At 58.2% G+C, this 13,428-nt stretch carries 6 protein-coding genes and 10 pseudogenes; 5 read left to right on the plus strand and 11 right to left on the minus strand.

What is annotated here, in order from left to right:
• Positions 1-402 (minus strand): annotated as a pseudogene (locus B9Z01_RS36995) (hypothetical protein); the annotation flags it as partial.
• Positions 403-597: 195 nt separating this feature from the next.
• A pseudogene (locus tag B9Z01_RS37000) lies at positions 598-1,191 on the minus strand (ESPR-type extended signal peptide-containing protein); the annotation flags it as partial.
• Positions 1,192-2,049: 858 nt separating this feature from the next.
• On the opposite strand from B9Z01_RS37000, the pseudogene B9Z01_RS36525 reads away from it, so the two are divergent.
• Together B9Z01_RS36525 and B9Z01_RS35790 are read left to right on the plus strand one after the other, a co-directional pair.
• Positions 2,050-2,596, plus strand: a pseudogene (locus tag B9Z01_RS36525) (transposase family protein); the annotation flags it as partial.
• Positions 2,597-2,822: 226 nt separating this feature from the next.
• Entirely contained in the window at positions 2,823-3,113 is a 291-nt protein-coding gene (locus tag B9Z01_RS35790; protein ID WP_167387608.1) for a hypothetical protein, read from the plus strand.
• A 25-nt stretch (positions 3,114-3,138) separates the two neighbouring features.
• On the opposite strand, the gene B9Z01_RS33000 is transcribed toward B9Z01_RS35790, so the two are convergent.
• The 8 genes and pseudogenes from B9Z01_RS33000 to B9Z01_RS33025 form a co-directional block, all read right to left on the minus strand.
• Positions 3,139-5,022: a sensor histidine kinase gene (locus B9Z01_RS33000; RefSeq protein WP_085489735.1), complete on the minus strand. Its 1,884-nt coding sequence runs from the start codon at positions 5,020-5,022 to the stop codon at positions 3,139-3,141.
• Between the two features lie 14 nt (positions 5,023-5,036).
• Positions 5,037-5,555 (minus strand): annotated as a pseudogene (locus B9Z01_RS33005) (MFS transporter); the annotation flags it as partial.
• A gap of 236 nt (positions 5,556-5,791) precedes the next feature.
• Positions 5,792-5,953: pseudogene (locus B9Z01_RS35280) on the minus strand (IS3 family transposase); the annotation flags it as partial.
• 149 nt (positions 5,954-6,102) lie between these two features.
• Complete coding sequence (locus B9Z01_RS35285; protein ID WP_143809134.1) at positions 6,103-6,519, minus strand: hypothetical protein; 417 nt, start codon at positions 6,517-6,519, stop codon at positions 6,103-6,105.
• A gap of 622 nt (positions 6,520-7,141) precedes the next feature.
• Positions 7,142-7,231: pseudogene (locus B9Z01_RS35290) on the minus strand (IS6 family transposase); the annotation flags it as partial.
• Between the two features lie 562 nt (positions 7,232-7,793).
• Positions 7,794-8,672: a peptidylprolyl isomerase gene (locus tag B9Z01_RS33015; RefSeq protein ID WP_085489737.1), complete on the minus strand. Its 879-nt coding sequence runs from the start codon at positions 8,670-8,672 to the stop codon at positions 7,794-7,796.
• Between the two features lie 25 nt (positions 8,673-8,697).
• Complete coding sequence (locus B9Z01_RS33020) at positions 8,698-10,497, minus strand: ShlB/FhaC/HecB family hemolysin secretion/activation protein (protein ID WP_085489795.1); 1,800 nt, start codon at positions 10,495-10,497, stop codon at positions 8,698-8,700.
• Positions 10,498-11,345: 848 nt separating this feature from the next.
• Positions 11,346-11,523, minus strand: a pseudogene (locus B9Z01_RS33025) (integrase core domain-containing protein); the annotation flags it as partial.
• On the opposite strand from B9Z01_RS33025, the gene B9Z01_RS36740 reads away from it, so the two are divergent.
• The gene (locus tag B9Z01_RS36740) at positions 11,495-11,620 is read left to right on the plus strand and encodes a hypothetical protein (RefSeq protein ID WP_275937540.1); all 126 of its coding nucleotides are present in this window, start codon (positions 11,495-11,497) and stop codon (positions 11,618-11,620) included. The pseudogene B9Z01_RS33025 and the gene B9Z01_RS36740 overlap by 29 nt on opposite strands.
• Here B9Z01_RS36740 and B9Z01_RS37005 read toward each other — a convergent pair.
• Positions 11,600-11,656 (minus strand): annotated as a pseudogene (locus B9Z01_RS37005) (hypothetical protein); the annotation flags it as partial. The gene B9Z01_RS36740 and the pseudogene B9Z01_RS37005 sit on opposite strands and share 21 nt — an antisense overlap.
• Before the next feature lie 623 nt (positions 11,657-12,279).
• Here B9Z01_RS37005 and B9Z01_RS37010 point away from each other — a divergent pair.
• Together B9Z01_RS37010 and B9Z01_RS37015 are read left to right on the plus strand one after the other, a co-directional pair.
• Positions 12,280-12,363, plus strand: a pseudogene (locus tag B9Z01_RS37010) (ESPR domain-containing protein); the annotation flags it as partial.
• 396 nt (positions 12,364-12,759) lie between these two features.
• Positions 12,760-13,428 (plus strand): annotated as a pseudogene (locus B9Z01_RS37015) (BspA family leucine-rich repeat surface protein); the annotation flags it as partial.

The raw sequence follows: 13,428 nt of genomic DNA on the forward strand, positions 1-13,428 counted from the left end.
CGCGTCCGTCGGGTTGGTGCCCGCGGCAACGTTGGTCAGCGTAACCGGCGTGGTCGAACCCGCACCGCCCAGCGTGACCTTCGTGTGGCTCGGATTGTCGTACTGGACCGAGTTCGCGATGCCCGTCGAGGCCGAGGTCGACAGCGAAGCCACGTTGCTGTTGGTCGTGCTCAGGCCCGACGACAGCGAGCTGGCCGTCGTTGACGTGGACGTCGACAGCGAAGCCACATTGCTGTTGGTCGTGCTCAGGCCCGACGACAGCGAGCTGGCCGTGGTCGACGTGGACGTCGACAGCGAGGCCACATTGCTGTTGGTCGTGCTCAGGCTCGACGAGAGAGCTCCGGTGCTGCTGTTCGAAATCTGGCTTTCGACGGTACTCAGGCCCGTGCTGAGTTGGGACACCGTCACAGCGTCTTGCGGCGCGGAACCGTCCGCGACGTTAGAAATGCGCCGCAGTGAACTTGAACTTCCAACAGAAACAGCACTGGACGGAGCGGCAGTACCAGTCAAATACCCGGTACCCGTTGGTGCGGCGTTAGCGACACTCCCAGATCCGAGCGCCACACCACCCGTATACGTGGCTGTAGCGCCACTGCCAAGTGCTGTCGCAACCGGTCCCGAAGCAGTAGCACCGTTACCGATGGCTATGGCCTGTAGGCCAGAAGTATATGCAGTGGTTCCGAACGCGATCGAATTTGCCCCAGCTGCAGATGCTTTGGCTCCAATCGCAGTAGCACCGCCGACGGCAGACGCGGATGCTCCGATAGCCAACGCTTGGATCCCGATTGCGGCCGATCCCGTACCAACCGCTACTGCTTGATTTCCACTTGCTGTAGTCTGCGTACCAAGCGCAGCATTATAATCGCCATTGCTTGCAAGCGAACCATCGCCAATAGCAGAGTCGTGCCCGCCACTTGCGGTTGTTTGATTTCCAAGCGCGATTGCTGGCCCATTGATATTCCCCGTTGCAACCGCGAGGGTCCCCAAGGCAATGCTGTTGGGACCAGTGGCGGTCCCGCCAAACCCAGCTGTCTGTGCGTTAGCCAGATGCGAATGCGCACCAATGGCAAGCATCGCGACTGCAATCGCGATCTTTCCCCGATTCGGCTTTCCGCGTGACGATGAGAGCTCAGACACCGCCGTCCATGAACCGAGTGCTTCATTCCAGATACTTCTATACGCCTTATTCATATGTATTCCCTATGATCATTTCGTAAGCAGACACGCAACTTCAAGAAAACGAATTTTCATTGGCCTCCAATACCTTCCTGGACTTCTCAGCGAGGAATTGATAATTAAGTTCATCTAACTTTTTTAAAAGTTTTTTACATTAAAACTTTCTTGAAAATCTTGATCTTTAAACCTTTTTTAAGGTTATTAACCACGGGAAATGTCACCACTCGTTACCGATATCCGTGGCGCGATTCTCTTCTCTGCTGTCGCTGCGTTGTGTCAACATTTGTCACTCGATTTGCATCAAATAATCCTTGATTGACCAGTGTTTTAACCACCTCTTACGGGCAATGGCTCCAACTCTTGAGAGTGATTTATCGGATGTTGCTCGCCCCCAAAGGACGAAGCGCACGACTGATGCTGGAGGATCTGCGGAGGAATGCGATTACGAGGCAGCGGTGGTCGAGATTGGCCCATTGTCTGACGCACTGAGCCCGTTTGAGAGTTGAAATCGAAACCTGCGAACAATTCGAATTGTGACCGAGAGTACATGCTGCCCTGCCAGAGCACGCTTACCAGAATCCGATAACGAGGGTTATCGCCGCTATCTTTCCCTATTCCGCAGGACGGCAGCATGCAGGTACTCTATCCGCGCCGTGCCGGGCTAGATATACATAAAGACATCGTCGTCGCCTGCGTCTGTTGTACGCCTGCATCAGAGCATCATGAAGTGCGTATCTTTTTCAGTATTGCGAAGTAATTATTGGTGCTGTTGGAATGGCTGACTGTTGATGTCCACCCAGAATTGATCCTACCGAAGGTGCCTATAAAGACCGCATTCGAGCGGTTAGACTCTACATAAGACTCGGAAAACGCGTCGCGGCCTGGCTTGATGAGTTACGCCCTAAAGCCAGGAACCGCGTTGCAGACAACGCCAGGGGTGTATCGCAGCCTCGAGAGTCGAAGAAGGCAGCAGTCATCGAACTGTGCACTCGAGAGGAAAGTGCGCAAGTGGTTGCTCAAAAGATAGGCGTGTGCAGGCCGACGTTATGCAACTGGAAAATAGGCTACTCGGTCGTGAAGTTCCGGCATCCATGAAACGCCAAACAATTTGCCACAGCCCCCCCTGAGCGAGCAAAGCTGGAGCGGCAAGTCGAATCGCTTCGACGCAACATCCGGCAATTGCAGCTCGAACACGACATTTTGAAGAAGGCCAATAAACTGTTAAAAAAGCGTGTGCCTCGACCCGCTGCTCCTGACCAATCGGGAGAAGACGTTGCTGGTTGATGCCCTGAGGCAAACCTACACGCTGTCATAACTCTTTGCCGGACCGGGTCTTGCCCGCAGAGCCTACTTTTATCACCGGGCAAGGCTACTGGTCTCTGGCAAGTTTGCTGACGTGCGTCGTGCCATCACGAGCATTTCCGATGCTCAATCACCGTTAACCAAATAGTTACAGCGATTTTCGAATGAATCCCCTGTGGCAGGCGGTCGTCAACTGAAATCGACGCATCGCCGGCGAGCGTCCAAGCAACGGCCGTTCGCTGTTCAATTGCGCGTGTAGACTCTGACTCTCCATGACGAGCTTGCGATGTTCCAGTGCACGCCACTCAGCGTCTACGAGCCGATCGGAGTGAAACGATTTCTCGATGACGTCGTACGCGCCAGAGTACATCGCGGCAGCTGCCATCGCCACCGTCGCCATGCCCTGTCATCAGGATGACTGGCCGGCTTCCGCAGGGCGCGCTTTGATGCTGTCGAACAACGTAGGGCCGTCGATGTCCGGCAATCGGACATCGCTGACGATCAACGCGGGAGGATTGTTGGCGAGCGCAACAAACGCGCTTTCGGCGCCCTCGAACTCTCAAGAACCCATGCTTTCGAGCATCAGCGCCTGCGCGCAGCCGAAGCGCACGATCGGGTCGCCATCGATCACGTAGACGGCGTACGCGCCGTACAAGGTGTTCAGGTTCGACGTGTCGATAGTGATGCTCTCGTTACGCGTTGCAGTTCGACCGTGAAGACCGCACCGCCTTCGTCGCGATTGCTAGCAAGGAGGCGGCCACCGAATTCGTCAACGATGGTCCGCGAAATCGTGAGCCCGAGGCCGAGGCCCTTTCCGGCCGGCTTTGTCGTAAAAAACGGCTCGAAAAGACGCGCCGTCACATCTGGCTCGATGCCGTTGCCGCTGTCGGCCACGTTGACGCGCACCAGCTGGCCGGTCACTTCAACCGTGACCGTTACCTCGCGGGCCGACGGGGAGGCCACACTGGAGTCGATCGCATTGGCGAGCAGATTGACAAACACTTGCTCGATCCGGATCGAACTAGCTACCACGATGGCGTGCGCAGGCACCGGCTCGACGTTAATTGACACGTTCGCGGTCTTGCGATGCTGCTCGACGAGGAGCAGCGCCTGGCGCAGCGAGGCCGCGATCGAAACCGGCGCCCGGATGATTCCTTCGTGTCGCGCGAATCCCTTCACGTGCGCGACGATCTTGCCCATTCGGTCGGCGAGATCGCTGATCAGAACAAGGTTGTCAGCCATATCAACCGGGCGGCCCAGTTCGGCCATACGCACGGCGTTGCTCGACAGCGTCATAATCGCAGCAAGTGGCTGACTCAACTCGTGCGTGATGCCGGCTGCCATTTGGCCCAGCGCCGCAAGCTTGCCGGCCTGGATTGCGGCGTCGCGTGTGTCTCGCAGAATGCGGCGCGCGGCATCCAGCGCATTGACTTTCTCTTCGAGCGTCGCATTTGCCCGGGTGAGTTCGGCGGTGCGTTTGGCAATCCGTTGCTCAATGTCATGCTGCGCTTCCAGCAGCGCGACGCGTGCGTTTTGCCGTTCCTTCTTCCGGCTGATGCGGACCCAGCCAAACGTGACGAGCGCGAACACGAGCGCCGTGGCGGCAGCGGCACTGACGGATGCAAACGCGGCGCTCCGCCAGTCATCGACTGGATCGACGAGTACGGCAACCTTCCAGCCAAGCGGACCTACCGGACGATACATGACACGATACCAGTCGGAACGCCCGCCCAGCAGCGCGACAGGGAGCCGATCCGGTAAGGCGGCCGATTGCGCGGAGCCGGGTGAACGCGCGGCCAGTGTGTCGAGTGGCGCGTCGCCGTATTGCCGGGTCTCGCCAAGCTTGTGGCGCGATTCGGTGGAAAGTGGTGCGAGCGTGCGATAGCGCCAGCCGGCCACGGACGACAGAAAGGTCACGTTATTCTGGTCGACCACCAGGACAATGTCGCCACTTTTCGTCAACGCGGATTCGTACCGGTCGAGCGAAGCCTTGATCACGACTGCACCGATCGGGCGGCTCCCGGGATGCGCAAGATCCCGGATTGGCGCCGCGAGGAAGTAGCCAGCCTTCCCGGTTGTATTGCCGACGCCGTAGAATCGCCCGGTGCCATGCTGCATTGCGTTCGTGAAATAAGGGCGAAACGCATAGTTCGATCCGACGAAACTGCCCGGCTCGTCGCTGTTGCTTGCAGCGAGTGTCGTGCCGTCAGAGATCATCACATATGCGGCGGAGAGTGCCGCGTTCGTCTGGACAGCCTTTAGATAGGCGTTGGCCCGCGCGCGCAACCGGACGTTACCAGGATCGTTAAGCAGCTGCACGAGTACAGGTTCGAGCGCTACGATACGCGGCAGCGATTCGTAGCGCGCGAGCTGCGATTCCAGCTTTAGCGCATGGAACGATGAACGCTGCGCGACTTCTGCGACGCGCACGCGCGAGTAGTACCGAAGCACACGCACGTAGGCTAGCCAAGCGGCTGCGACGCAGCACGCAACGATCGCGAGCGCGGTTGCCGCTCGTTGCAGCCGCCGCGTGCGTACATTCATCGCGCGGAGCCCTCGATGCGGTCGGAAATCCACCCGATGACGGGCTGCAGCATCGCGTCGTGTTTGCTCATGCCGATCGTGTTGACGAGGAATTTCTGCATACAGATCGAGTACGTATAGAACGCAATCGTGCCACCGATCGTCAGACCTACCACGGTCAGAACCGCACGCGGATGTTTGCGAAGCTCGGAGAGCGAATTCTGTTTTTTCTGTTTCGGTTGCACGCCGCGGGCCTTCTCGAACTCGCTCGTTTCTTCCATCGACGAGCGCACGCGCATCGTGGCAAGCGCGCCAGCCGCACCGAAGAAGAACGGAACGTGCCAGCCCCAGATCGCGAGTTGATGAGTCGTCAGCACGAATTGCTGAAGGACGATGATGAGCGAACCCGTGCACATCAGTACGACCGAGACGAGCAGCGCCGGCCGGCGCTCTTCCGCATAGACCGCCGGCCGCCACCCTCCAATCGGGCGGCCGAGAAAACCAACGGCAAAGACCGCAGTGGTGTTGAGCAGTTGGGCAGTTTGATTGCCGGCCGCCGACGATGTCGCTGGTTCTTGTGCCGCGACTCGAGAGGATTGCGCGTGTGCAGCAAGTTCGATGAAGGTCGGCTCCATACATCCCTGAAGTGTTATGAGCGTGCCGCTCGGTGTGGCTTTGGGAGTTCACAACTATGCTGCCAACCCGCATGCATCGATCCTGGAATACAAGTCATTGACTTACGCGGATTTTGACTTTGCCCTCTGTTTCACGAATCCCATAGCTGGGATAATCAGGCCACTTGCCCTTGCTGAGCGATGGCCCAGCCCTTCTCAAATCTCATGGGACTGACATCGTTCAATGTCGAACGCAACCGACGGGCATTGTAGAAAGCGAGCCAGTCGACGACTTCGTCCATTGCCGCACGTCGCGTCGTGCGGTGCCGACCGAGCAGCGATGACGATTGTGATCGATGAATGCGTATCTCCCCTTGCTTGAGTTTAATCGCTCGGCAAGGGATCCGTTCTTCAAGGGCAGTCATGTTTTCGAGCCATCGAACGATGGCGCCAAGCCCCTGCGCGATTTTTCTGGGATTCACTCGCGTTAGCGTGCGGTTCGTCGCCATGCCGGGCCACCGCCAATATTGGTTCCCAAGTACTGCCAATACCGATTGGCTGTCAGCATTGTGGCGAAATAACAGTATCGATCATCGGCACCCAACGCAGCGAGCTTAAAATATTCGATTTGATTCAAATAATGGTTTGGATACTTGAAGATAGAGCCAATTTTCCCTTTCCAGTCGTAATCCCCCCAACTCTGTGGACCATTGTTGAGACCAATCAGGTGTACCAAGCTGGATCCAACCATATCAGAACGCGTGCCGATGTTGACACCATCTTTTGCACCGGTCACTTGCGGCAATGAACACGGATTAGAGAAGCTACCACAGGTACTGGCCAACATTTGGGTAGTCGTCCCCACGCCATTGCCCGAGGTTGGTGAACCGAATGCTGCGCGCATAGAGAATCCGTTCGCAATTGTCGCCATTGTTAAATGCCTCGGTGAATGTTGAAACATTCCTCTGCAGGTTACCCCATCCTGACTGAGCCTGGATCTGGCAAAGATCCCAGCGATCGTCGGTCGCGATATCAGTTATCTACACCTTCCACCAAGGCCCGACTCCCCCGGCGTTTTCGAGCCGAAATCTGTATGTGTTTCCAGGTTGCCGGTCAAGCTGCGCAATCACCTGCTGCCCGGCCCCCTTCCCGCCAAATGCTTGTGTGACCGCTCTTTGCATCAAGGCAACAGACATTTGCCGAACCTGTGAATTTCCTAGCACTCAAGCGTAATTACCTACCTTGCAGCCATTGCGTTGCAACTTTGGGCGTGGAGGCGAGCCTCCGCTTTTCCCGATCGCCTCTCCAATACACGCCTACTGGAGTTCAACGAGCGTAACGCAATAATAAAATTTATATTGTTAGACTTTTTCAAAATTGAATTCGCACAACAAATACGCATGCAGCATAAAAATGCTGCCCCCCCGCCGATATTGTCACGTTGGCTAGTAGACGGCGCAAAATCGCGGAAGGCGCGTGTTTGCTCAAAAGGCTGACGGATTTTGGGTAAGCTCGGTGAAACGATGCTATCCGGCAAAGCACTCAGCGAGCTGTTTTCGATAGAGCGAAGCACGCAGCAGATGTCGCTTGAGCGCGAGGTGCTGTCGGATCGGGCCGATGAAGCCCGCAGTGGGCTCGGCTGCTCACCCAAGTGGCAGGAAAGGCAGACTCAGTGCTCGGTGTCGGGAGGCTGATCTGGTGCGCCGTCCTCACCCTGCGAAACTCACGACGGAACCTGTACTTCCTCGGCGTAACGGTGTATTCCGTCGCCAGACATGCTCTTCCGTGCTGCATTGCGGTGTGCTGCAGCCGCTGCAGATCGTCCACACGGAAATTCCGTTGCGCGCCGGCTTCGGCAGCACAGCGTGGGCGCCATCTCCCCTCGCTGATCTTTCAACCCTGCGCCTCCCATTTGTGCCACTGCGCGCAACGCAACCGGTAGCGTGCCTGCAATCCTGTGAACGCCCCCTCAACGACCGTGCCGCCTCGCGCGGCGACAATCGTCAACTAGCGCTCGCGCAGCCTCGCGTGGCGCGTCCTCACACGTCATCATCTACACGCTGCATGACTGCTCCCGAACATTACGCTAAGCGCCAATGCTAGCTATCCGCGCGTTTAATCACAGATCCCGACGACCACACAGGCGCCCAGTTGACAATCGTTCGGTCACAACCCCGGTCACTGCTGGATGCTTGCGCCCTTGATCTGCGCGGCGGTGAACTGCGCCGCAGCCTTCTCCATCGCGAGCGTTTCCAGCTGTTTGCGCATCGCATCCTTCGCCTGGTCAAAGGCCGGTACCTGCGTCGGGCGCTTCGCGTCGAGCTTCACAATCGTCCAGACATCCCCCACCTGGACTGGCTGGGGCGTCATACCGCCAACCGGCAACTGCGAGATCGCCTGCGCCAGCATCACCGGCAAACCCTGCGTCCTACCCCAGGTCACTGGCACGGGGAAACTGAGCCATGGCATCTCGCCGCCGTTTGCCTTGCTGGGTGCCAAGCTGTATTCCTTCGCCAATGCCTCAAAGGTATCGCCTGCTTTTGCCTTGCCCAGCACCTTCTTCGCCGTTGCCTCATCGCCCACGGTAATGATGCGCGACTTGAACTCATCCTTGCCAAGCGAAGCGACGATGGCGTCATAACGTGCCTTCACCTGGCCGTCCGTTACAGCTTCCGGGTGAATGCTGTCCTTCAGGTACAGTTGGATCTCAGTGCCGACCTTTGCAACAGCAGGCGCCCGCTGCACTTCCGGCTTCAGATCGTAGTGGGCCCTTTCTGCATTTTGTCGTAGCACCTCGCGTGCGACCAGCCCGCTTCTGAGCATCTGGCGCAACTGCGGTGTGTCGGGCTGGCCGGTCTTTGCCGTGACCATCCGCACGGCATCGTCGAGCTGGCTCTGCGGCACCGTCACGCCGTTGACAATGGCCACCGTGCCGGCGTGCAGGTTCGATGCGGGCGCATCGGCGGCATGCGCGAACGACGATGTGAACGTGCTGAGCGCGACCGAGGTAAATGCGCTCACGCACGCGACGCGGATCATATTGTTGAGTCGAAACATTGGGTGCACCTTTTAATAAAAATTGCTAGAAAGTCCAGTTGATCGTGCCGAGCGCGAGCGTCGACTTCGGACCGATGGCTGCGAGCCGACAGAGCTGCCGTCCCACCAGCCCTTCGGCGGAGAATTGCTGCCGGTGCCACTGCCATTGCGCACGCAGACCCACGCCCGTACCTGCCTGCGTGGCAAAGCCCGGCACCGCGATGAGATCGGCGTTTCCCGCGTCGAGGAAAACATAGGGTTCAACGCGCCCGTCATGCCATACCGGCACGTTCACCCATACCAGTTCGTTGCGCGAATAGATGCCCCGGTCGCCCGCGATGTCACCCGAACGGAAGCCCCGGATCGTGTCCATGCCGCCGAGATAGAGCTGTTCGGTGCCGTAAAGCGCCACGTTCGTGTACTGGCCGCCGAGCGCACCGCGATAGGCCCGTGCGGCGCGCCCCAGCTTCGGCAGCGGCATGGTCCAGGTTGCTGTCGCGTCGAACTTCGTGAACTGCGCATGCGCGTCAGTGCAGGGCGCATCCGCTCCGTCATGATTCGCGCCGAACCACGGCAGGCCCTGCGACAGCCCCGCGTCGAGCGTGACGTTGCCCGGTGCATCATTCAGCACGAAACGGTGCAGCCAGTTGCCGCCCACACGCAGCACCACCACGCGTTCAGGGTCGAGGTCAGCGTCGTTGATCTCGCGGTCGGTGCGTCGCCATGACAGCGTCGCGTCGAGCGCCGTGAGGTCAGATGCGGTACGTCCGAGCTGATAGTTCCAGCCAAAGATATGGCTGAGCGTGCGGCCATATTCGAGCGCCGTGGTGCCGACGAGCTGCTGGTATTCGGAGTCCAATAGCGTGTAACTGAACGTATTACGGCCCCACGGAATCGCGAGCGAGCTGACGAGCGCATTGCTTTCGAGACTGTCGATGTAGTTCAGGCTCAGGGACTCCTGCAGACCGATCAGATCGTCTGCCTCAACCCCTGCGCGATAGCGCGTCACTCCGGTCGATTCCGCGCCATAGTTGTCGACGCCCAGCGTGTAGTACGTGCGGTCGCCTGGCTCGTTGTTGACGGCGATCACCGAATTGCCCACAGCCTGCCCCGGCAGCACCTGCACGGTCGTCTGGTTGCGGCGCAGACGGTTGATCTGCGCGACGCCCTGGTCGATGTCGGAGAGCCGCAACGGATCGCTCGGGCCGGTCGGGAATGCGTTCTGGTAGCCCGCATCGGTCAACCACCCGCCTCCAGCGGATTGCTCGTTCGTCGCCAGCCGACGAATCGGCTTGCCGTTGACCGTGAACGCTTCAATCAGCCCTGTCTGAATCACGACCGTCAGCGTGCCTGAACCGATGCTCTGCGGCCCGAGCACTGCGCGCGTCGTCATGTAGCCGGCGGATACATAGGCCTCGGTGAGACGTCGCAGCAGGACGTTCAGGCGGTGCGAACCGATCTCGTGTCCGGTAAATGCTGCGGTGATCGCGTCCAGCGACGACTGCAACACAGTGGTCAGGACGAGCGGTCTGCCTTCCGGTCCGGTCAGGGTAATGTGTTCAACCCGGAATGTCGGACCGGGCTCGGGGATCTGGTCGACCGGCGTGCCCAGCGGGATGTTCAGCGAGGTGTCGCTGCCGGACGGCGCGACATTGATCTGCGCCGGCGGCTCGGCAAGCTGTCGCTGGCGCGCGGCCTCGCGCTGCTGGTCAATCAGTTGCTGCGCGGAGTCCTGCACCGGACGCGGCGCGACGGGTGGAGCAATCGGCGAGGGCGTCTGCGCACAGACGTTCGTTACGACGGCGATCGCCGCAGGGAGCGCGACAAGCCGCCAAGCATTCTTCATCTGCATCTTCAGAACCACAGCCACGTCATCAGGCCCAGGTGCTGGCCAATCTGCACCGGCGTTCTCGACGGCGCACGCAGCGTCGTGACCTGGCCGCTAACACTCTGGCCCTAGCCACACGAGATATATAGTGGTCAGCTTTATCAACGATGTGCACTCAGAGGCTGCCCGCGTTGTCCGCGATTCGCTGCTTGAGTGGATTTATCAAGGAATGCCGCAACCCGCACCACCAGTAACCACTGAGCGGGACATCAACAGGACAGGCCTGAAGTGACTATCAGTCCGTAAGGGAATGCCAAGTGCTTGACTTACGAAGACGGGAACACGAACACTAGCAGCAAATGGATAAAGCACCATGCGAAGAACAACGAAAGCGGAACCGCTGCGATCGCAGCGGCCAATGGCCAACGGGAAAACTCGCGCCATGAATAATCGCTGTCGGACGGCCACAAATTGCTGCAAATCAGATTTTTCATGTCGCGTAGATTTGCTAATTCGGCAATTCTCGTTCTCATATATTGAAATCCTTATTAGTCTGTTTTTCGGTCGAGTGACGGGAATACCATTTCTACAACGGCGTTATAAATCGAAACCTAAGTCGCTTCGTCATCTACGGCCGATGGCCTGAATAGACACGCGATAAATGGGTCTGGTTAGCGCGCCTTGACCTCTCTCCATTCGCAGGGATATCCAGTTGGAATGATCTCCAGACGCGTGCATTGCGGAGTTTAGCTATGCGGGAGCGGGAAAGATGTCAAGCATTGTGAATCCTGATTCTTGAACTCGGAGGCAGCGGACAAAAAGAGGGAGATGGATTTGCCCCTGTAATTCCGGACACCGCCCCACACTAAGGTTGATGAATCGGTCCCGCGTCGAAATCCGCGTGGCGAGCGGTATCTCAACGCGCTGTGCGGGTGCTTCTCGTTGTAGTGTTCAAATGCGACAGCCAGATTGCGAACGGCCATCGCTGCATCAGACTTTGGTGAAGGCAACATAGTTGCGCTTTATCGTCTTCACGAAGCTTTTGACCAACAGATACGGCGGACAGATTGCCATTCCGGTGCAGCTTGCGCCAATGGAACAGCCGGTTCTGGTCGACGCCGCACCAGTGCGCCACCATTGATACCGCCTTGCCTGGCTCGAAACTCTCCCGAACCATGGCCAACTTCCCCTCGGCAGACTGGCGCCGCTGGAAAAGAGCGACTGCTCCTAAGGAAATGACCGCGCGATACCGCTCGAAAACTTTATCCGGAAACCGTAGCTGACGTACTCGCCAAATTCGGACCACCGTAGTAAAGGCCGCAGACAGGCCGTCTTGGTATATGCGACGGTCAAAAACCTGAGCATAAAAGCGTGAAAGTCACATTATGTGCCTCCAGAATTCGCAGCTCCCGCACGATTCACCCTGACGGACCAGCGGGCGTTTGGCAGCCACTTACCTTCTGGCAGCGTTGTCACCATGGCTCCGACGTGAACGAGCGAATATGCGACGCTTCACAAAATTTTTCATTCCGACGACAGCGAATCGATACGCTTGACATATATCAATCATTCCCGACGGCGGAGCGGCTGGTAAGGGGCTGGATCGCGAATTTGTGGCTACCAGGCTTGACGCGAAGTTGTGCCGTTACGTTTGCCATTGATATTGAACTGGCGAGGAATAATTAAATAGAAATCGCTGAATTTTCGATTATCTGTCCGCAATTAAATTGTCCAGAATGATGAAATCCTTCGAGACCGAGTGTGTCGTTAAGGCTGGATACAAAATGGGGTTTTTCAGCAATGAATAAAACGTATCGGAGTATCTGGAGCGAAGCACTCGGCACGTGGGTCGCCGCGTCTGAGTTGACATGCGCGCGAGGTAAGTCGTCGAGGAGCGCGTGTGTTGATGACGCACCGCGGCGGAGGGGTGGCACGCGAATAGTTCTTGGAGCGGCGGTGATGTGTGCTGCCGGACTGTTGGGCAATGAAGCCTGGGCCGGTGCAATTGCGAACTGTACAGGGACGCCCAACACCGCTGCAGCTAGTGATACCTCCAGCAATTATGGTTGGAACACGGGGATGCTTTTTAACGCTAATGAAGGTAATTGCGGAACCGGAACGGGGGTAATTCTTGCGGAGAATAGCAGCGCGAACGCAGGAGTGAGTGGTAACCAGGCGTATGTGTGGATCGGGCAGACAGGCAATAACGCGGTGGGTGCGATTACTCTATACGGCCCATCCGGGATAACGTTGAATGGCGTAACGTCGCTCGGAAATCACCAGATCACCAATCTGGCGGCGGGCACCAATCCGGCCGACGCGGTGAACTTCTCCCAGTTGACCTCGCTGTCGACGTCGACTTCGACTGGCATCAGCTCGGTGTCGACTGGCCTGAGCACAACCAACAGCAACGTCGCTTCGCTGTCGACTTCGGCTTCGACCGGCATCAGCTCGGTGTCGACCGGCCTGAGCACGACCAACAGCAACGTCGCTTCGCTGTCGACGTCGGCTTCGACCGGTATCAGCTCCGTGTCGACCGGCCTGAGCACGACCAACAGCAACGTCGCTTCACTGTCGACGTCGGCTTCGACCGGTATCGGCTCGATATCGACGGCCTTGAGCACGACCAACAGCAACGTCGCTTCGCTGTCGACTTCAGCCTCGACCGGCATCAGCTCGGTGTCGACCGGCCTGAGCACGACCAACAGCAACGTCGCTTCGCTGTCGACTTCAGCCTCGACCGGTATCACCTCCGTGTCGACCGGCCTGAGCACGACCAACAGCAACGTCGCTTCGCTGTCGACTTCGGCTTCGACCGGTATCAGCTCCGTGTCGACCGGCCTGAGCACGACCAACAGCAACGTCGCTTCGCTGTCGACTTCAGCTTCGACCGGCATCAGCTCGGTGTCGACCGGCCTGAGCACGACCAACAGCAACGTCGCTTCGCTA

This window comes from Paraburkholderia susongensis, from assembly GCF_900177725.1.
Classification (GTDB): Bacteria; Pseudomonadota; Gammaproteobacteria; order Burkholderiales; family Burkholderiaceae; genus Paraburkholderia; species Paraburkholderia susongensis.

What these genes read in the sequence shown, in the direction of transcription:
- B9Z01_RS35285 (WP_143809134.1), bottom strand. Translation starts at nt 6,519, where the DNA reads ATGCGCGCAGCATTCGGTTCACCAACCTCGGGCAATGGCGTGGGGACG.
- B9Z01_RS33000 (WP_085489735.1), bottom strand. Translation starts at nt 5,022, where the DNA reads ATGAATGTACGCACGCGGCGGCTGCAACGAGCGGCAACCGCGCTCGCG.
- B9Z01_RS35790 (WP_167387608.1), top strand. Translation starts at nt 2,823, where the DNA reads ATGACGTCGTACGCGCCAGAGTACATCGCGGCAGCTGCCATCGCCACC.
- B9Z01_RS33020 (WP_085489795.1), bottom strand. Translation starts at nt 10,497, where the DNA reads ATGAAGAATGCTTGGCGGCTTGTCGCGCTCCCTGCGGCGATCGCCGTC.
- B9Z01_RS33015 (WP_085489737.1), bottom strand. Translation starts at nt 8,672, where the DNA reads ATGTTTCGACTCAACAATATGATCCGCGTCGCGTGCGTGAGCGCATTT.